Raw genomic sequence first — 19,618 nt, 5'->3', positions numbered from 1 at the left:
GTCGTAGCGCCTCGGCCCGTCATGGGGCGGGGCAACGGGTTTCCTCAGCCCGTTGCCCTTGACGTCAGCTCCGGGGCTTCGAATTTTCGGGGTCGTAAAGCGGCTTGTAGCCAACGGCGACGACTTCGACGGGATAGGTCTCGCCGAAGTAATCGACGTTTAGCCCGCGGCCCACCTGGCAATAGGACCAGGGCAGAAATGCCAGCGCGATATTCTTGCCGATGGTCGGGCCATAGGCAATCGACGTCGTATAGGAGCGGCGGCCGAGTTCGTCGACCAGCGTTTCGCCCGTGGCCGGATCCATGACCGGCAATGAGCCTACCGGGTAGCGGGCAACTCCGCTCCTGTCGACATTGTCTGTCATCACCAGCGTGCAGAGCATGGCCGGCTGGTGCTCGCGAGCCTTGTATTCCAGATGCTTGGATTTGCCGCGGAACTCGGCTTCCTTGACCTTCGGACGGGCGAGGTCGGATTCGATCAGATTGTACTGCGTAAGCAAATCGGCGTTCTGCAGGCGCAGGCTCTTTTCCATGCGGCGGGAATTGGCATAGGTTTCCACGCCGAAGGCCATGACGCCGGTGGAGCGCAGCGCATCCCAGACAGAAAGGCCGTCTTCGTATTTCATGTGCAGTTCCCAGCCCTGCTCGCCGACATAGGAAATGCGGAAGGCAGTGACGGACTTGCCGGCAATCTCGATCGGCTTTATCGCCGCGAAGGCGAAGTTGTCGGGATCAAGGCCGGCCGGATCGGCGACGACCTTTTTCAGGGTTGCACGCGCATTGGGACCCCAGATGCCGATGGTGACGTACTTCTCTGCCACATCAGTGACGGTCACGTTGAAGCCCTTGTCTTCTGCGATCCGCTTCACGTAATGGAAATCGCGCGGGCCGGCATCGGCGCCGTCGATGACACGGCAGCGGTCGGCCATGCGGATCACGGTCAAGTCGGCACGGACCATGCCCTCGTCGTCTAGGAAATGCGTGTAGATTCCCTTTCCGATGTTGGCATCACCGCCGATCTTGGCCGCGCAGATCCATTCCATCAGCGCCACATGGTCCGGGCCTTCGACGTCGAACATGTAGAAGTGGCTGAGGTTGACGATTCCACAATCCTCGCTCATGGCGAGATGTTCAGCATTCGATACGCGCCAGAAGTGCCGGTTGTCCCACTCGTTCTCGCGAACCGGAACGCGCTCGCCATATTTTTCAAGCAGATGCTCGTTGGCCTTGTAGCCGTGCGCGCGTTCCCAGCCTCCGAGTTCCATGAAGTATCCGCCGAGCTCCACCTCGCGCTCGTAGAAGGGCGAGCGCTTGACGTTGCGTCCGGTGGCATAGGGCTCGCGCGGATGTATGGCGGGAAAGTAGATCTTCTGGGCAGCCTCGAACGTACGGCTCTCGATGAAGTTTTCCTCGAGCTGGTGCGGGTAGAAGCGCGCATAGTCGATACTGGCATGGTCGATCTCTGTGCGGCCGTCCGTCATCCAGTCGGCGATCAGCTTGCCGTAGCCTGGCCCGTCCTTGACCCAGATGGCGACGCAGTACCAGAGGCCGCGAACCTTCTGGCTTTCGCCGCAGGACGGGCCGCCAGCTGCAGAGACCTGCAAGAGGCCGTTGAAGGAATGGCCTTCGTTGTAGCCCAGTTCGCCGAGGATCGGGGTGAGCTCCATGGCGCGCTCCAGCGGCTCGAGGATCTGCTCCATTTCGAGGTCGCGTTGCGAGGGCGAGAGGCGAGCTTCATGCTTCTCCAGTATGTCGCGCGGATGGCAAAGGCGAGGATTGGTCGTTTCGTAATAGCCCCATTCGATCTGGCCGCCTTCGGTGGTCTTCGGGTCGCCGGTATCGCGCATGTAGGCGGAATTGCCCTGGTCGCGCAAAAGCGGAAAGCCGATTTCCTTGCCCGTGCCTTCGAACTCGTTGTAGGGGCCGAAGAATGTCAGCGGATGGTCGACCGGCATGACCGGAAGGTCTTCGCCGACCATTTCGGCGATCAGGCGACCCCAGATGCCGGCACAGACGACGACATGATCGGCCATGATCGTGCCGCGATGGGTGACGACGCCCTTGATGCGGCCATTCTCGACGATCAGTGATTTGGCGGGCGTATTGCCGAAAACCTTGAGCTTGCCGGCCTTTTCGCCAGCATCGACCAACTTGCCCGCGACGGTCTGCGAGCGTGGAATGACGAGGCCGGCATCAGGATCGAACAGGCCTCCCTGGACCATGCTCTCCTCGATCAGCGGGAATTTTTCCTTAATCTCGGCCGGGCTGACGTAATATGCTCGGGTGCCGAAGGCCTTAGCCGAGGTCAGCTTGCGCTTAATCTCCTCCATCCATGTGTCGTCGCCGGTGCGTGCAACCTCCAGGCCGCCGATGCGGGCGTAATGGCCCATTTTTTCGTAGAAATCGATGGAGTATTGCGTCGTCCAGACCGAGAGATAGTCATGGCTGGTCGTGTAGCAGAAGTCGGAGGCGTGCGCCGTTGAACCGATGTCGGTAGGGATTCCCGACTTGTCGATGCCGACGATATCGTCCCAGCCACGTTCGATCAGGTGATGCGCAATCGACGCGCCGACAATGCCGCCCAACCCAATAATTACGACTTTCGCTTTCTGTGGAAATTCTGCCATCACATGTACCCTCGAATTGTTCCGTCGAATCTAGTACACGCAATGACGCAACTACAGTCGATCCACGACATAAAAATGTAGCGATCCGTCAAAAGTCTCGCTTGTTCAAGACCTATTGGCGGAAGCCATTCTCCTTTACTCCGCAGCCTCTTTCCCGATGCCTTCTCGCAGCTCGCCTCACGGACCACCGGTATGTTCCTGTGGACGATGGTCGAGCGGCTTCGTGCTCGCGGGATTGCAGGCCCAACTTTTTCCCATTATTATCGGTTCGCGATATCGAATGTCGACTATCTGGTTTGATGGCAAGGAATGGAATATCAGGATCTTCTCTCCGGTTTTGTCCGGCTCCACGTCCTCTATCACGCCGCCAAGGGCGATCTGCACGGCCTATGGATGATCGAGGAACTGGCCAGGCACGGCTATAAAGTCAGCGCCGGAACGCTCTACCCCATGCTGCACTCCCTGGAGAAGAAAGGTTATCTGGCCTCACGTATCGAACGCATAGGCCGCACGCGCCGGCGGACCTACAACGCTACGCCCTACGGCCTTGTCGCTCTCGAAAGGGCCAAGGAAAAAGCCAAGGAGCTCTTTCGTGAAATCCTCCCAGACAGCACCGGCTGAGTTCGAAGTCGAACGCCCCCGTGGCAATCCGGCTGAAGTCTTTCGCGTCTTCCTGAAGCTCGGGTTCACCTCCTTCGGCGGACCGATCGCGCATCTCGGCTATTTCCGGCACGAGTTGGTGGTGCGGCGCAGATGGATCGACGAGGCCGGCTATGCCGATCTCGTGGCGCTTTGCCAATTTCTGCCGGGACCGGCGTCGAGCCAGGTCGGCTTTGCGCTCGGTATCTTGCGCGGCAACGGTTTGGCTGGCGGGTTCGCAGCCTGGTTCGCTTTTACCATGCCATCGGCTTTCATCCTCCTTATTTTCGCGCTCGGTGCCGAGGCTTTCAGCGGACCCGTAGCAGGAGGCTTTCTGCACGGCCTGAAGCTGGTCGCTGTTGCCGTTGTGTCGCAGGCGATCTGGGGTATGGCGAAGGTTCTAACCCCTGACCGCGAGCGTGCCGGCATTGCGCTGGCCGCAGTTGCCGTCACTGCCTTCATCGGCGGAACGTTCGGCCAGACCGGGGCGATCGTACTTGGTTCTGTTGCTGGGCTCTGGCTTTGCCGCGCCGACGTCCCTGTTCTGGCCGGACGTCTCAGCTTCCCGGTCTCGCGCCGATGTGGAGTGATCGCACTCGTCTGCTTCGCGGTCTTGTTCTTGGCTCCGCCGATTGTGGCAGGCGTCACCGGCCATGAGGCTGTCGCGCTGTTCGATGCCTTCTATCGCTCGGGGTCTCTGGTGTTCGGTGGCGGACATGTCGTGCTGCCCTTGCTTCAGGCGGAAGTGGTGGCGCCCGGTTGGGTCACCAAGGAGGCCTTTCTCGCCGGCTATGGCTTGGCGCAGGCAGTTCCCGGACCGCTCTTTACCTTCGCCGCCTATCTCGGCGCGGTCATGGGGCCTACACCCAACGGGCTCGCCGGGGCGGTCATCGCACTTGTCGCCGTCTTTCTGCCGGGCTTGCTGCTGGTCTACGGTATGCTGCCGTTCTGGGACGCGTTCCGGTTGCGACCCGCCGCACAGGCCGCCATGCGTGGCGCGAATGCCGCCGTCGTCGGAATCCTTGGTGCCGCCCTCTACAGCCCGGTCTGGACGAACGCTGTACTCTCGCCCGTGGATTTTGCACTGGCGCTCGCAGGGTTCCTCTTGCTTGTCATGTGGAAGATGCCGCCGTGGATTGTCGTCTTGTTGCTGGCAGCAAGCGGTGCACTCCTTCAGCTCGTCTAAGGACGTTTGGGCAAGGGCGAGCGTTTGCCATTATCGGGGGGTGAAGCAACGAGAAGTAAAAAGGAGGAAAATTCCATGTCAGGCATCAGTGTGCGTTACATCGTTGACGACGTCGACGCAGCAGTCGCTTTCTACCAAAAGCATCTCGGCTTCTCTGTCTCGTTTCGTCCTGCGCAAGGCTTCGCCATTCTCGAAAAGGATGGTTTTCGCCTTCTCGTCAGCGCAATGACCGGACCAGGCGGAGCGCCACAGGCGATGCCGGATGGGCGCAAGCCCGAGCCCGGCGGCTGGAATCGCATCCAGATCGAAGTTGCAGATATAGAGGCGCAGGTCACAGCACTGCGTCAAGCCGGCGCACGGTTTCGGAATGAAATCGTGCAAGGAATGGGCGGCAAGCAGATCCTTCTCGAGGATCCCGCGGGAAATCCGATCGAACTGTTCGAAGCGCCGAAGAAATGAGCTTGAACATGTGCGGCCGACAGACCTCTCAAACGACGGGGACGTCGGGAGCGCTTGGCATCCCGATGGCGCAGGTCTCGCCGCCGAAAAGGCGCGAACGGGTGAGGAAACGCTTCTCGCGCCCGTTGTCCAGCGAAAACATGCCGCCGCGGCCGGACACGACATCGATGATCAGTTGCGTATGTTTCCAGGCCTCGAACTGGCTGGCGCTGATATAGAAAGGCACGCCGGCGATCTCGCCGAGTTTCACGTCTGTCTCGCCGACGCGGAATTCACTTGACGGGTAGCACATGGGTGACGACCCATCGCAGCAGCCGCCGGACTGGTGAAACAGGATATCGGGATTGTCGCGGCGGATCTCGTCGATGAGAACAAGCGCCGCATCCGTTGCAAGCACGCGCGGTTCACCGGTAGCGGTCGTTTCCATGCTGGTTCCTTCATGCCGAAAACCTCCTCCCCGACAAGGGAGGAGGCAGCAGCTTGGTTAAACCTGTTGCTCAAAAGAAGCCGAGCGCCTGCGGACTGTAGCTCACGAGCATATTCTTGGTCTGCTGGTAATGATCAAGCATCATCTTATGCGTTTCGCGACCGATACCGGACTGCTTGTAGCCGCCGAAGGCTGCATGCGCCGGATAGGCGTGGTAGCAATTCGTCCACACGCGTCCCGCCTGAATCTCGCGGCCGAAGCGGTAGGCGCGGTTTCCGTCACGCGTCCAGACGCCTGCTCCCAGGCCATAAAGCGTGTCGTTGGCGATCTCCAGCGCTTCCTTCTCGTTCTTGAAGGTCGTGACCGATACCACCGGGCCAAAGATCTCTTCCTGGAAGATGCGCATCTTGTTGTGCCCCTTGAAGATTGTCGGCTTGACGTAATAGCCGTTGGCAAGTTCGCCGCCGAGATCGTTACGCGTGCCCCCGGCCAGCACTTCGGCGCCCTCCTGCTTGCCGATGTCGAGATAGGCGAGGATCTTCTCCAACTGTTCGTTCGATGCCTGCGCGCCGATCATCGTCGCGCTGTCGAGCGGGTTGCCCTGCCGGATGGCTTCGACGCGCTTGACGGCCTTCTCCATGAAGCGGTCATAGATCGATTCCTCAATCAAGGCGCGGCTGGGGCAGGTGCAGACTTCCCCCTGATTGAGCGCAAACATCGCAAAGCCTTCCAGCGCCTTGTCAAGGAATTCGTCGTCTTCGGCCATGACGTCGGCAAAGAATATATTTGGCGACTTGCCGCCCAGTTCGAGGGTAACCGGAATAAGGTTCTGGCTGGCATATTGCATGATCAGTCGGCCGGTCGAGGTCTCGCCCGTGAAGGCGATCTTGGCGATGCGCGGGCTGGTCGCAAGCGGCTTGCCGGCTTCCAGGCCGAAACCGTTGACGATATTGAGGACGCCGGGCGGCAGCAGATCGCCGACGAGTTCGGCCCACACGAGAATCGAAGCCGGTGTCTGTTCAGCCGGCTTGAGAACGACGCAGTTGCCGGCCGCAAGGGCCGGAGCAAGCTTCCAGGCTGCCATCAGGATCGGGAAGTTCCAAGGAATGATCTGGCCGACGACGCCAAGCGGCTCGTGGAAATGATAGGCGACAGTGTCGTGGTCGATTTCGCCGATAGAGCCTTCCTGTGCGCGTATGCAGGCAGCAAAATAACGGAAGTGGTCGATGGCAAGCGGAATGTCGGCCGCCATCGTCTCGCGGATCGGCTTGCCGTTGTCCCACGTCTCGGCCTGGGCGAGAAATTCCAGCTTGTCTTCCATGCGCTGGGCAATCTTCATCAGGATATTGGAGCGCTCGGCAGGCGAAGTTCTCGCCCATTTGTCCTTGGCGGCATGGGCCGCATCGAGCGCCGCGTTGACGTCCTTTTCGTCGGAACGTGCAATTTCGCAAAGCTTGCCGCCTGTGACCGGCGTGATGTTGTCGAAATATCTGCCTTCAATCGGCTCGCGCCACTCGCCCCCGATGAAGTTGCCGTATTTCAACTTGAACGGCGATTCGACGATCTTCTGATGCAGCATGTCATCCTCCCTGATGAGCCAGGTTCATGAGTGAACCAGTGGAAGAAATCTGCGCGTCTTTTGCAGAACGAACCAGACTGTCGGGGGATTGTTGCAGTGCACAGTGTCGCAGTGTTGCGACATCGCACTTCGTAAAGAACAAGGGACGTCAGTGGAGATCAAGCTTCTTCATCTTGCGATGGAGGGTCGCCCGGCTCATGCCAAGATCAATCGCTGCCCGCGAGACGTTGCCGTTGGTCCGGGTAAGGGCGCGCAAAAGTGCCGCACGCTCCGCTTCCAGAAGAGCATCGCCGCTTGCGGCGCTTCTTTCATGAAGAGCATCGGCGGCAGGAACGCCCGCGGCAATCTGACGGTCGTCGAGCTTCAGCGCCAGCCGCGCCGCGCGGGTGGCTCCGAGCACGAGGTCGTGCTTGTCCACGGCAAGCAAGGCGGCCGCCGAATTCGCCCCTGCGGGGACCATCAGGAAACGTGCACCGCTAAAGGCGCTTCGAAAGATGTTGAGCTCGATGCGAAGGGCCGCGTCGCGCACGGTCTGCGAAAGGATCGACAGCGTCATCTCGTTGACATCGTCGCGGCAGGTGGAAATATCGAGTGCGGCTGCGAGCTGGCCGCGATGATCGCGGATCGGCGCGGTCGTGCAGCTGAGCCGGATATTAGAGCAGAAGAAGTGCTGGTCACGGAAGATTGCAACGGCACGCTCGTCGGCCAGCGCAGTGCCGATGCCGTTCGTTCCAATGCTTGCCTCCGTCCAAATCGATCCCGTCCAAAGGCCGAGGTCGTAAAACTCCTTGTCGTCGCCGGCATTGCCCCGCCGTTCCAGCGCAATTCCGTTGCGGTCGGTGAGCAGCAAGCAGCAGCCCGCCTTGCCGACCGTCAAGAAAAGCCGATCGAGCTCGTCTGTCGCATCCTTGACTAGCTGTTCTGATTGCTCGCGTGCCTGCCGGAACTCGTGCTCGGTCAATCGCAAAGGTGTTCGCACATCCTCCGGCGCCAGCTGGTGCATGGTCATGCAACGGCGCCAAGAAGCCACAATGGGTGAACTTGCCGCCGCTGATTTCTGTTGCGCGCTTGTATAGACATGACCCGCATGTGCGGAGTGTTCGTGCATCGGCTCCTCCCACGGAACGCCATACCAATCTGGCGGAAATCAGGAGCTTCTGCAATGCTTGTGAAATATGAAGATTGTCGCATGCGGTGACTCAACTGTCGCATTCCTGCGACAGTTGGTGTTTCTGAGGGCATCCGGCGCAGCGTCATCGGGGCAGCGTTGAGGCTGTATTTGCCTGATGTTGCAGAGCGCCAAAGATTGAAAGGGTCCTGCCGGCGCCGTTCGGGCACGACAGGTCCCGACGATCTGGCCGCGGCAAATGTTGCCGATATTCCGCCAACGTCTTGGCGCTGCAATGCTGTGCGCTGACGTCCTCTAAAATGAGGTGCTGCCGAACGACGCTCTGAGTGCAACTGGGCCTCGGCTTTGGCTCCAAATTCGTTGAAATCGATGGGATGCCATCATCGTTTGTTATCTATTTTCTCCTAATATGATCGAAAGGACGGAAGATGGGGGAACAGATGATCGGCCGGTTCGCACTTGCAGCAGTATTGTTTTTCGCAGGCTCGATTGATCTCGCGACGGCGAATGAAAAGCTCCGGGTCGCGACGGAAGGCGCATACCCGCCATTCAATTTTCAGGATTCCTCCGGTCAGCTTGCTGGTTTCGACGTGGATATCGCCAAAGCGCTCTGCCAGCAAATGGCGGTCGATTGCACGTTTGTCGCCGTCCCCTGGACCGAGATCGTCCAGGGCTTGTCGGATGACAAATACGACATGATCGTCGCGAGCATGGCGTTTACCGAAGAGCGCGCTAAAAAAATGGAGTTCTCCGCTCCATACTACCGATCTCATTCAGTGTTGGTCGGCGACGCTGAAAAGTTTCAGGACAGTGCGCCTGCTGCCCTGTCCGGCGTCCGCATCGCGGCAGCACAGGACACGATCCAGGCGGAGTATTTGCAAAAGGCCTATGGTGCAAGCAAGGCCGTGCTGGCCAAGGACCAACCCGGTGCCCAACGTCTTCTACTGGACAACCAGGCCGATCTCTTGATCGGCGATGCCATTGAACTTTTGAGCTTCCTGCAGACCACGGAAGGGGCGCGCTTTGGATATGTGGGAGATCCAATTTCCAGCGAATTTCTTCAAAGTTCGGCGCACATCACCGCGAAGAAGGGAAACTCGGCCCTGATCCAGAAGGTGAATGCCGCACTGAAGCAAATCAAACTCAACGGTGTCTACGACCGAATCAACGACGCTTATTTCCCCTTCAGCATTTATTGAGCCGATGGAATGGAAGAAAACAACGCCCCGAAACGGCGTCAGCTTTCACTTAGCGCCGTTGCAAGATTTCTTCTGATCGGCGTCGTCGCATATACGCTGATCGCGGCGGTCTTTTCGTTCGTCTTTCTGAAAAGAATTGAGACGCAAGCGAACTTTACGCGCGATGTACAGATCCCCCTGATCCTAACTCAAACGCGCAATGCGGTAAAAATCGAGCGTCTCTCGTCTCTTGTCCGGTCCATATTCTTGGCGAAAGACCGCAGACTGGAGCGCCAGATCCAGTTGCAAATCCAGGCTCTTGCGCAAGGCTTTTCGTTCGATCACAACGGTTTTCTGATCGAGAGATCTCAAAAAGTCGCCGACGAAGCCAAGACGATCGCTAAGCTTCGCCAGCAGGCCCGCGACAAAGAAAGCTCGACGCAACCGCCCTCCGCCACTTCCATTGACGTCCCGGCCGCTGATGAACTCGACCGGCTGGCGACGCAGGCCTATGAGAGGGCCATACACGATCTCGATGAAATGGCGGCTCAATTGAGCGGCGATGCTGCCGTCGTGGCGGACAATATCGCCAGCGAAATCCAAAGCAGTGCAGGCTACATGCAGGTCGGTTGGCTCTTCATTCTGGTCGTTCCCGGCCTTTTTGCCGTCACGACACTCATTGCTGCAAAGCATCATCTTGCAGCGCCTATCGGCGCTGCGATCAAGAACTTGGAGTGCATTGGCAGGAACGAACCCGTCCTAACGCTGGAACGCCTTCCACTCATTTCGGAACTCGCGATGATTGATGCGGCGATAGTTGCCTACGGCCAGGTCTCCGACGATTTGCACCGCACCAATTCGATCCTGCAAGGATTGGCAGAAAAAGATCCTTTGACGGGCCTAGCGAACCGCCGCACCTTTGAAAGCTATCTCGCGGCAGTCTTGACCCATCCGGCAATAAGCTCGCCCAGCGTTGCGATCATGATGATCGATATCGACCACTTCAAATCTGTCAACGATACCTTCGGCCATCTTGCAGGCGACAGGTCTCTTGTGGCTGTCGCGAATGTGTTGACGTCGGTGCCATGGCAAGCAAACCACCTTGCAGCGCGATACGGCGGGGAAGAGTTCGTGGTCGTCTTGGAGGAGTGTTCGCTCGAGCAGGCGATTGAGCGGGCGGAATGGCTGAGGCGTTCTGTGCAGGAGCTCAACATTGAGACAGGGACAGGGCCACTTCTGAAATTGACCGCCAGCGTGGGCGTCGCTGTCGCCAACAGTGTTTCCGATCAGCCGCCAGACATAATCGCCAGAGCAGACCGTGCCCTCTACACTGCAAAGAAAAACGGACGCAACAATGTCCAGGTCGCATCGCTCGATATCGGAATTTCGAAAGCGGGCTGAGCATCTGTCAGCAGTCGTTTCGTTCATCCTCAACCTGAAGCCTTCGCATGGCTTCGGCTGCAAAACTCGTCCTTTCATGTGTCGCTGGTGATGTGTCGCTGGCACCACCACGCGCGGGCATCAGTTGCGCGGGTGCGCGGATCTCACCACCTCGACGACGATAATGTTGGCTTCATGCGCAGCCTTGATAAATGCTGCCCGCACATCTTCGGGAGGTATTCGGTCGTACAAACCGTCAAGGCAGGCCATGACTGCCTCAGAAAAATCCTCTCCGTCATCGGTCGGCCAGTGCTGCAGTAATGTGTCGGCCGCAAGACCCACAGAGTTAACGACGCGATACTTGCCGATGCAATGCATCGCCAAACCAACCGGCTGAAACGCCAAACCGTTCCTTTTCATAACACTTGCCTCCGTTTAAAGCGCCGTACCCGTACGCCTTGCAAAACGCGTGCCCGATGCCGCGGCCTCCTGGAGGACGCAATCAACTCCACGGCGCCAAACAAACAGGCCCGTTGCGCGTTTACCCAGTTGCCCATGCCTATATTCGTGGCTGGTAGAGCGCTGGTCACAGGCAAAACGGGGTCCGGGTTAATTCAATGCTTGGCCCACGCACTGACCGAAGCGGAAAGGACAAGGGAGACAAGGATCGCCCAAGGCCAGACATTTTACGATATTTGCGTGATGCGATGGCCGGGCTTCATCCAGGTATCGGGTGGACAATTTACCTCGCTCTGGTGGTGCTGATCTTTCTAATGGGATCACTGCCCAAGTGGTGGCTGTTATGACACCGAGGACAGAGCGAATCATTCTCGCCGTGCTTTGCCTTATAGGCATCGTGGCACTGGTCTATGAATTTGGCTAAGGCTGCCGCTTTGTTGTGCAGGCCGGCCGAGCGTTCAATCCGCAAATGGACTGACGGCTCACTATCGCCTCTTACTGTCAAACGCCCCGTATCGGCTCCAGCAGGTAATCGCCGGCCTTGCTACCATGCCGCCGCAGCTGCATCCGACCAGGAGGGTCGGCCCCTGCAAGTCCAGTTTATCCTGGTTTCCGCCACATCGTCAGTCAGCGCCAAGGGCTTCTGAAGTGGAAGCAAAGCGCCATCAAAAGGACTTGGGTGGTCAACGCGCCATGGACTGTGGCAATGTTCATGAGCTTAGTGCCAGGCCGCAGACGCAATCACGCCGGATATTACCAAGCCTGAAGTAGCGAGCCGTTTCAAGTAAATAGCCATATCGGATAACATCGCGAATAAAGGCCTTGAAGTGCTTTCGAGGTTTCGGCCGAAGGAAACAGCGAATGCTTCCACGCCCGTCGAGGGGATTTCGAAATTGCGGATCTGACCTGGCTTCGTTTCCCTGAGAGTGCCGTGTCCACCGGCATCGATATCTAGGCGCGATCGTAAACCTTGCCGTCGATCGTCAACTGGAAACGGACCCGCCTTCCGGAGGTGCCAGGGACGAGAATGAGATCAAGGTCGCCGGCGCTGAAACGATCGGGCAATGACGCCGCCCAATAATGCCCGCGGCGCTTCCTGCGCCAGATCATGGCCGATCACCTCCGGTGATGGTGCGATGCTTTTTGTCTTCCTTCTGACGGGTCTGGTGATTGCATGTGGTCGCTCCTTCGGCGTCCTTTGACTTCTAACGATACATGTCGGCAAAGGCTGTGATGCTTGCCAAGCTCGCGACAGAATATAGCCACCTCATCGCGGTTTTGGACTGCTGCCTGCCGGAAAGGGATCGGTGTGACGGTCCCGAAGGCATTATCACGTTCGATTTGCCGGTTGCGCCGGCCGCAAGTTGCAGTTCCGGTGAACTTCACGCAAAGGCGCAGATCACTCGGGCGTCGAACGGGTCTGGGCGACAGGTGTCAGGTCAGCCGCAGATCCACGCCTGGATGCAACTTCTTGAGGTTGGGCAATGATTTGATCTGCCAAGGAACTTGGGAAGAGCCGCGCACGGTCAAATGAATGTCCGGGTGATTGCGGGCCTCGATCGTCAATTTGGCAAGCAGGTTTATACCGGAGGAGTTCAAGAATTGGAGTCCTGTCACGTCGAAGGTGGCCTTGCCGGCCCCCTCTTCGAGCGCTTTCATGGCCAAAGCATGAATGGGTGCGTAGGCATCCGGGCCTGCCAGCCGCATGGTTCCGTCAAAATAAACGGTACCGCCCTCGGACCAGACGCGGAACGCTTCTTCTCTGATTTCCATAGCACTTTCTCGCGGTTCTATGACGGTGAAATTGGCATTGCGGCATATGTTTCGATTTTCGCACGGTTGCGGGCGCGGTCTTCCTCAAAGAGCCAAGCCAGGTCTGCTTTGTAATCGCTCATCAAGGTCAGCAATCCCAAACCGGAACCGCTGTCGGCCATTTTCGCGCTCGCCTCGATCCGCTGGATGAGAAGATCGCTCGGATCGCCCTGGGTTATGGTCGACAGCAACCGCTGGAACCTGGCTGCCGTCTGTCGGTCGACGAAGTTCGATATCCTCATCTTGAAGTTGTCGTCTTCCGCCATGGCTTCGATCGCGATCTCGCCTGGGGCGCGGAACTTGATGGCATTTTCGATCAGTTCGTTCGTCAGATAGCCGATATCATGTCGGACCTGATTATAGCGGCGCCTCGAAGATAGAAATCGGAGTGCCATCATCTCGGCGATGAAATCCGACGTCATGCCGGAATGTTTCCAGGCAAGATCAAGCGGGCCATCGTGTAGCCGCAGCTGAACGGCGTGCGTCGCGTCAAACGAAGCGAGATGCTCCTGCCCATATAGGACCGTTGCCATGTTGTCACCTATGTCGCACTACGACGAGCGTAATGTCATCATGTATCTTCTGCGTCCCGATATAGGCCATAAGGCTTTCGAGAATGCCGTTCATCACCTGCTCTGCGGTGCGGCCCTGCAGGCGGCGGGCGTTTTCACAAAGCCGGTCGATGCCGAAGAGTTCGCCTTCGGGATTTTCGGCCTCGGTGACGCCATCGGTATGAAGGACAATCAAATCGCCGCTGTGAAAGGGTATTTCGCGAGTATTAATGAAAGCCGATATATCAGATTCGAGTCCCACCGGAAGACCGAGGTCGCTGGTGTCTATCCGTTCGACCGCGCCGGTTTGACGAATGATAATCAGATCCTCGTGCTGGCCCGAAATGGTCAAGCGCTCGCCATCATAATCCAGAAATGACAGCGTGACGTGCTTGTCGGTTTTCGTCCGCTCGATGTTCTTGTAGATCGTGCGGTTCAGGTAACTGAGGAACCTTGAGGGGTTCGTTTCGCCGGCTTCCTGTAGCGCCCGGGCGACGGACTGCACCATAAGCATCAAAACACCGCTCTCGAGGCCGTGGCCCGTCACGTCGCCAATGCCTATCTTCAGATGATCTCCGTTTTGCAGGATATCGTAGTAGTCGCCGCCGACCTCGTCGGCGGGACGCATATAGGCGGCAATCTCCAACTGCTCGATTGCCGCAAGCTCCTTGGCGCGTGGCAGCACCATAAGCTGAATCTGCCGAGCCACATCCAGTTCGGCACCGAGGCGTAGGTTTTCGCTCGTCAACTGGCCGTTCAGGATCGAGATTTCTTCCTTGGCCTCCTCAATTTCCTTCGTGCGCTCAACAACCAGGTTTTCGAGATTTTCGGTATGGAAGCTTATTTCCTCGGCCATGCGATTGAAGGCGAGACCGGCCTCGCCAACCTCGTCCTTGGTGGATATGTCCACCCTGACAGAATAGTCCTTTGCCTGTATGCGCTTGGCGGCACCAGCCAGTGCGCTGATCCCGCTTGTAATTCGCTTTGACACCGCAAAGACCGCCCCCGTGACGACCAGCATCGACACGAGAACCGCGAGGATCTGATAAATCAGAATGCGATTGGTTGCCCGCGATATTTGGTCCCTGGCGGCAGTGAGAGAGGCATAGATTTCACGCTCGGGCACCACGATGCCGAGCGACATGACCTCGCGCTGAACCGGTCCATTTATCCAAAGATTGGTTGCGTTTAGCTGTTTTGTGACGACAAGGTAGGGAACATCTTCGCCCCTCTCATTCAGCGAAATGTGCCTTATGACGCCATCGGCATCTAGCGGCAGCGAGGCGATCTGATTTTGCGAACTGTTGCGCAAAGATCGGTCAAGGCCGGTCACGCCCTTGTTCGTGGCGTCGCTAGCAGAACGAAGACCGATTATCTTTTCACCGGCAGGGTTGATTGCAACGACGTTGCCGTCCGACATGGTTAGAAAGCCAAAGCCGCTTTCGGCGACCTTGACGCGCTCGACGATTTCGGCGAGCTGGTCAAGGGTGATGTCTGCTCCGGCAGCCCCCGCCACGCCACGCCGATCAGAAGTCCAAAGCGGGTGGAAGAAGCTGACGATCAGTTTTCCGGTGATCGCGTCCGTATAAGGAGCGGTCTGGGTGATATTGTCAGGTACCGGCCGCAAGGATGGATCGCTTGCCCACTTCTGCCAGGATTCATAAAGACCGGGGAAGAAGAAATCCCAAAAGTCTGCGCTGTTGTGACCGGGATAGAGCCGATCGAACGTCTGCGCCTGTTCCGTATAAGGTGCCGTCCTGAAGATCGGGCGTTCCTTTGGCCCGATATAGTACATCTGCAGCTTCGAGGCACCGTTTTTCAGGAGGTCGGGGGCGACAAGATCAAGGACCGCACTGGTCTCGATATCGGTCTGGACCTGCGGTAGCGGATGATGCTCCTTGTCCAGGAGGTAGCTCCAGACGCTGACGACCGACGGCGCCCCTGGAAGGTTCTGCGCCCATTGACCTTTGGTGTCGAACGTCACTGTCACCGCACCTGGAGCTGCCCTGGCCATGGCGGCTCCAATCTCCCCGTTCCTGGCGGGTAGATCAATCTGACCCTGAAGCACACCTGCCAACGCCTTGACGTCGGAATGGACCTGATGAAGAAGCAAATTAACCTGCGCGGCCGTGGAATCGGTATAGGAGCGGATATAGTCTTGGCTTGCCCGCTCAAGGCCGTGTCCTACTTCTGCCGTCGCATCGCGAGAAAGACGCTGGACATTCCAAAGGGCGAGACCGCCGCTGATGAGCAGGTCAAAAAGAACCGCCCCACCGACAACGATCATGAATTTGGCGCGAAATGAGCGCAGGCCGAGGTTTGCCTTCCTGATCGGCGCGGTCATCATAGCGGTTTTCGCCCGGACGCTGCCCAAATGGGCCAGCCAGCGTAGCCCTTCGGATGAAGCGCCGCAAAGATATGGTCGGCGAATCCCTGTTTGAAACGTTCGATGAACTCCGCCGAATCGCCTCGGCGAACAGACATTTCGTCCGCATAGACATCGCGCCATGCCGCGATGACGTCCGCGAACTCCTGGGGATCGCCATCGAGGTTGGTGACCATGAAGCTCTCCATTTTCACCGCATCGAAGCCAGCTTCCAGCAGAAGACGCAAGCTCTTTGGCCCCATTTCGACGTCCATGTCGAAATAACTGAAGAGCTTGGCAACCTCGTTATAGGTCCATTGGATGCTGTCTGCCCGCGGTTCCCCGAGGCAATGGGAGTTTTTCTCGTTGGTAATGTAAACCCGTCCACCAGGTTTGCAGATCCGATAGAGCTCCCTGAGCAGCAGTTCGGGACGATCGAAGATTTGCAACGAGTGCCGGCAGGTCACGAAATCGAACTGGTCGCTTTCGAACAGCATCTGCGATGCATCGCCGTAGGTGTATTCGATATCGCGGACATCGAACCTGTCGGCAACATCGCGGGCATAGTCTAGGCTTGGCGAGGAATGATCCAGCGCAACGATCCTTGCCGGAGCGAACTCCTTTCTGACGAGCATCGCGAAATCGCCAATTCCGCAACAGATGTCGGCAATTACCATGCCGTTGCGAAGCCCGTGGCGCGGCAATATCTCTCGTTCATGCCGCCAGGTCATCTTGGTCTGGGTTCTGAGGATTGGAATGAAGCTTTGGTTTTCAACGAATGTCTGGCCGGGATAAAATGCCGAATCGTAGATCTCGATGGCAATGTTGGGCGAAAGATCGCTCAGATGCCGGAACATCCGTGCCGCCCAGGCGACAACGCTTGATGCGACGATGACAAATTTGACCTCGGGCCTTGAACGCGAAGCATCGACCAAGACGCGCGTCAAGGCACGAAATGCCGTGCTGTTCATATGCGTAACGCGCTTCAGATTGATATATAGAACACCGCTGACGGTCTCGATTCCATTTCGCAGCAGCAAGAAATCGTCGGCAATTTCAGCCGGGGAATGAGGGCGAAGCACGCCTGCGAGGGAGAATTCCTGATCGTTGATATTGAATTGCGCTGTAAAGACAGGCGAAGGACTTTGTGCAGTCAATTCAGTAGCCTTTCGAGCGGCAGGTCGACAATGAATGCAACCGTGCCGACACCCAAATCGCGGACCTGGATTTCCGCGTCATAGTTCACAGCCAGTCCGAGCAGGATCGCCTGGCCATCTGAGGCGGCATCGTTGGTGATCACGTTGAGATAATTTGCACGGGCCTGACTAGATTTAAGTCCCAGGGCAATCTTCTTGTAGAATTGTCGCTGTTCTGGCGGACAAGGAAAGATCAGCTCGATGCGCTCGATCTGCTGACGGCGATAAAAATTGCAAACGAAGTCGCCATCATCCGTCTGCGAGCGAAACGACATCTCAAGAAGCTCGTTGAGGGCTGATGAGAGCAGGTTGGAATGGCGCACGGGATCGCGACGGTCATGGCTGACCATTCGAGCGACGTAGTTCGACAACTGATCGCAATGCAGCCAGTCGGCGGTAAAGCTCGCCATGTCCATCTTCAGACTGAGCAACTGGTCAAATGATGGGCCTATTGCCGCTTCTCGATTCGTCAACCGACACCTCCTCGGCGAATTGCCATTTCACCTTTCAGCATTTGGCCCGGTCATTCCAGGTCCGTCGTCACAATGCTTGCGAATAAATTCATCAACCATGTCGGCCCCCAGAGGAGAGCTCAGGAAATAGCCTTGCAACCGGTCACATCCCTCTGCCTGCAGCCAGGCGGCCTGTTCGGCCGTCTCAACGCCTTCGGCCGTCACGCGCATGCCGAGCCCATGGGCCATTTCAATGACGAAGCGGACGATCGTCTGGCTCTTCTGATCGCCGGGCAGGTCGTTGATGAAGTACTTGTCTATCTTGATGTTATCGAAGGGAAAGTTCTTTAAATAGCTCAAAGAGGAATACTCGGTCCCGAAGTCATCGAGGGAAATCTGGATCCCCAGCACGTTAAGTGTGTTCAGCGTATCAAGATTGTTGATCGTGCGCTCCAGCAGCACGGTTTCGGTGATCTCGAGCTCCAAGCGCTCCGAGGGCAGTCCGACGACGTCGAGGGTCTGCGACACTCGGTCGGTCAGCCCCGGGGTTAGAAATTCGGCGGGAGATAGGTTTACCGCAATAGTATAGTTGGCCGGCCACGTCAGGGCCTGCCGGCACGCTTCTTCCAGCACCCATTGACCGATTTCGCTCATAAGCCCGTCTGCTTCAGCCATCGGTATAAAGGCGATCGGGGAGATTACTCCGAGGATTGGGTGGCGCCAGCGCAGCAGTGCTTCGAAGCCGGCTATCGCCATCGATCGATCGACCAGCGGCTGATATTCAATAAAAAATTCATGGTGTTGCAGCGCAACCCGAAGGCTCCGTCTCAATAGTTCTCGCTGTTCCAGTACCTGCAGCATGCTCGGATTAAAGGTTCGCGCACGTCGCCGTCCATCCTTCTTGGCGGCATAAAGGGCAACGTCGGCAGCCTTCATCAGCTGTTCGCTCTCATTGCCGTCGCGAGGTGCAATCGCAACGCCGATACTGGCACCGACAAAAACGGTAATTCCGTCCACCGTGAAGGGCTTGCGAAATTCGCTGATCAGCGACTCTGCTAATTTTTCGGCTTCGTCGGGCTGCCCACGGGCGATCTGTATGACGGCAAATTCGTCACCGGCAAGGCGGTAGGCGGTCTCGTCTTTACCCAGTGCCTTTCGAATCCTCTCGGCCGCAAGCTTCAGGACGATATCCCCGGCTCCATGGCCTAGCGTATCATTGACGGGCTTGAAATCATCCAGATCGATCTGCATCAGCGCAAGGCCCGCCTTTGCACGGACCGGGAGAATCTTTCCCAGTTTGTCGCTGAATTGGCGGCGATTGGGCAGCCCGGTCAAAACGTCATGGGTCGCCTGGTGAAGGAGCAACGCCCGGTCCAGCTCTTGGGCTTTTGCGGTATCAATGTCATTGCCGCCAACTTCGACGATCGCAAGGCCGTCCCTGGCCTGGAACAACAAAAGATTGCGCCGATCCGATTCATGCGAGCGGAGACGAATGGTGCGAGGCTTGCCGCTACTGACGACAAGCTGAACGAGGGCGGCGAGGTCGGGATTTGCCAGGTCGGGATACACATCCGCCAATGTTACGGGTGCCTCGTCAGCAAGATCCAGGCGCTCCTTGAGCATTTCGGAGCAGTCGACAAGCCTGAGATCATGATCCCAGACCGAAAACAGACCCTCGGCGCGGCTACCGAATTCGGACTTCTGCGGACCCGGCTGACGCCAATTCGCACGATTTTCCGGCATAGGGTTACCACCCTCCTTAACCCGCCTTGCTTCACTTGGTCCGTTATCGATACATCCCGTCGAACCCAATCCTGTTCCGTATCAGAACTAGAGCGAGCCCCGTTGTAGTCAACGCAGAGCTCTACCAGAACGCGCCGTCTTGCGGCCGTGTGACGACCGGGTTCTCGATCGTATATGACAGAAAGCTTATCCAAAGAATAACAAACCAACTACGGACCTGGTGGTCCGGTGGCGGTGGAAACGCTGAGATCTTCGCACTCGTCATCGGCATCAGTCTCACCGGATGGCATGGAATGGCCACGTCACACGATGAGAACGCACAGCGTGTTTAGGGAGCCGGCTGCGTCATTGCGGCCGGTTGACTGTCGCAAGGGTGCGATTTTAACGTTTGATTAACCATGTCCGCCGTTTATTCCCCGTCAACGGCCGGTCGGGTC

Annotated in this window: 17 protein-coding genes; 5 read left to right on the top strand and 12 right to left on the bottom strand. The window is 57.7% G+C overall.

Features of this window, described 5'->3' with window-relative positions; translation table 11 throughout:
- Positions 1 to 64 precede the first annotated feature (64 nt).
- On the bottom strand, positions 65 to 2,626 hold the full coding sequence (locus tag EV130_RS04470) for a GcvT family protein (RefSeq protein ID WP_132659456.1): 2,562 nt from the start codon (positions 2,624 to 2,626) through the stop codon (positions 65 to 67).
- 309 nt (positions 2,627 to 2,935) lie between these two features.
- On the opposite strand from EV130_RS04470, the gene EV130_RS04465 reads away from it, so the two are divergent.
- From EV130_RS04465 to EV130_RS04455, 3 genes are all read left to right on the top strand, one after another.
- Positions 2,936 to 3,247 carry a PadR family transcriptional regulator gene (locus EV130_RS04465; protein WP_074064699.1) on the top strand — a complete coding sequence of 104 codons (312 nt, stop codon included), beginning with the start codon at positions 2,936 to 2,938 and terminating at the stop codon, positions 3,245 to 3,247.
- Positions 3,219 to 4,451, top strand: a complete 1,233-nt coding sequence (chrA, locus tag EV130_RS04460) for a chromate efflux transporter (RefSeq protein WP_132659454.1) — start codon at positions 3,219 to 3,221, stop codon at positions 4,449 to 4,451. Before EV130_RS04465 ends, chrA begins: the two co-directional genes overlap by 29 nt.
- A 75-nt stretch (positions 4,452 to 4,526) precedes the next feature.
- The gene (locus EV130_RS04455) at positions 4,527 to 4,910 is read left to right on the top strand and encodes a VOC family protein (protein ID WP_132659840.1); all 384 of its coding nucleotides are present in this window, start codon (positions 4,527 to 4,529) and stop codon (positions 4,908 to 4,910) included.
- A 28-nt stretch (positions 4,911 to 4,938) separates the two neighbouring features.
- On the opposite strand, the gene EV130_RS04450 is transcribed toward EV130_RS04455, so the two are convergent.
- From EV130_RS04450 to EV130_RS04440, 3 genes are all read right to left on the bottom strand, one after another.
- On the bottom strand, positions 4,939 to 5,337 hold the full coding sequence (locus EV130_RS04450) for a DUF779 domain-containing protein (protein ID WP_132659452.1): 399 nt from the start codon (positions 5,335 to 5,337) through the stop codon (positions 4,939 to 4,941).
- 70 nt (positions 5,338 to 5,407) lie between these two features.
- Positions 5,408 to 6,916, bottom strand: a complete 1,509-nt coding sequence (gene adh / locus EV130_RS04445; protein ID WP_132659450.1) for an aldehyde dehydrogenase — start codon at positions 6,914 to 6,916, stop codon at positions 5,408 to 5,410.
- A 148-nt stretch (positions 6,917 to 7,064) separates the two neighbouring features.
- On the bottom strand, positions 7,065 to 8,024 hold the full coding sequence (locus EV130_RS04440; protein WP_132659448.1) for a helix-turn-helix domain-containing protein: 960 nt from the start codon (positions 8,022 to 8,024) through the stop codon (positions 7,065 to 7,067).
- Between the two features lie 449 nt (positions 8,025 to 8,473).
- Here EV130_RS04440 and EV130_RS04435 point away from each other — a divergent pair, with 449 nt between their 5' ends.
- Positions 8,474 to 9,244, top strand: coding sequence for a transporter substrate-binding domain-containing protein (locus tag EV130_RS04435; protein WP_237358610.1), 771 nt, complete (start codon positions 8,474 to 8,476; stop codon positions 9,242 to 9,244).
- 9 nt (positions 9,245 to 9,253) lie between these two features.
- Positions 9,254 to 10,624 carry a GGDEF domain-containing protein gene (locus tag EV130_RS04430; protein WP_132659446.1) on the top strand — a complete coding sequence of 457 codons (1,371 nt, stop codon included), beginning with the start codon at positions 9,254 to 9,256 and terminating at the stop codon, positions 10,622 to 10,624.
- A gap of 120 nt (positions 10,625 to 10,744) precedes the next feature.
- On the opposite strand, the gene EV130_RS04425 is transcribed toward EV130_RS04430, so the two are convergent.
- From EV130_RS04425 to EV130_RS04395, 8 genes are all read right to left on the bottom strand, one after another.
- Positions 10,745 to 11,023, bottom strand: coding sequence for a DUF982 domain-containing protein (locus tag EV130_RS04425; RefSeq protein ID WP_132659444.1), 279 nt, complete (start codon positions 11,021 to 11,023; stop codon positions 10,745 to 10,747).
- 990 nt (positions 11,024 to 12,013) lie between these two features.
- Positions 12,014 to 12,172: a hypothetical protein gene (locus EV130_RS32460; RefSeq protein ID WP_155774557.1), complete on the bottom strand. Its 159-nt coding sequence runs from the start codon at positions 12,170 to 12,172 to the stop codon at positions 12,014 to 12,016.
- Positions 12,173 to 12,496: 324 nt separating this feature from the next.
- Positions 12,497 to 12,835 (bottom strand): slr1659 superfamily regulator, encoded by a 339-nt coding sequence (locus EV130_RS04420; protein WP_022717797.1) that lies wholly within the window; start codon positions 12,833 to 12,835, stop codon positions 12,497 to 12,499.
- Between the two features lie 17 nt (positions 12,836 to 12,852).
- On the bottom strand, positions 12,853 to 13,407 hold the full coding sequence (locus tag EV130_RS04415) for a slr1658 superfamily regulator (RefSeq protein WP_074064691.1): 555 nt from the start codon (positions 13,405 to 13,407) through the stop codon (positions 12,853 to 12,855).
- Between the two features lie 4 nt (positions 13,408 to 13,411).
- Positions 13,412 to 15,772: a SpoIIE family protein phosphatase gene (locus tag EV130_RS04410; protein ID WP_132553026.1), complete on the bottom strand. Its 2,361-nt coding sequence runs from the start codon at positions 15,770 to 15,772 to the stop codon at positions 13,412 to 13,414.
- A complete protein-coding gene (locus EV130_RS04405) occupies positions 15,769 to 16,947 on the bottom strand; it encodes a class I SAM-dependent methyltransferase (RefSeq protein ID WP_074064690.1) in 1,179 nt (392 codons plus the stop codon). Before EV130_RS04405 ends, EV130_RS04410 begins: the two co-directional genes overlap by 4 nt.
- A complete protein-coding gene (locus tag EV130_RS04400; protein ID WP_074064689.1) occupies positions 16,944 to 17,402 on the bottom strand; it encodes a ubiquinone biosynthesis methyltransferase UbiE in 459 nt (152 codons plus the stop codon). Before EV130_RS04400 ends, EV130_RS04405 begins: the two co-directional genes overlap by 4 nt.
- An 84-nt stretch (positions 17,403 to 17,486) precedes the next feature.
- Entirely contained in the window at positions 17,487 to 19,181 is a 1,695-nt protein-coding gene (locus EV130_RS04395; protein ID WP_132553045.1) for a putative bifunctional diguanylate cyclase/phosphodiesterase, read from the bottom strand.
- Positions 19,182 to 19,618: the final 437 nt, after the last annotated feature.

It is taken from the genome of Rhizobium azibense, assembly GCF_004342325.1.
GTDB classification, from domain to species: Bacteria; Pseudomonadota; Alphaproteobacteria; order Rhizobiales; family Rhizobiaceae; genus Rhizobium; species Rhizobium etli_B.
Note: the sequence above shows the minus strand (reverse complement) of the source record. Positions and strands in the feature narration are given on the sequence as shown.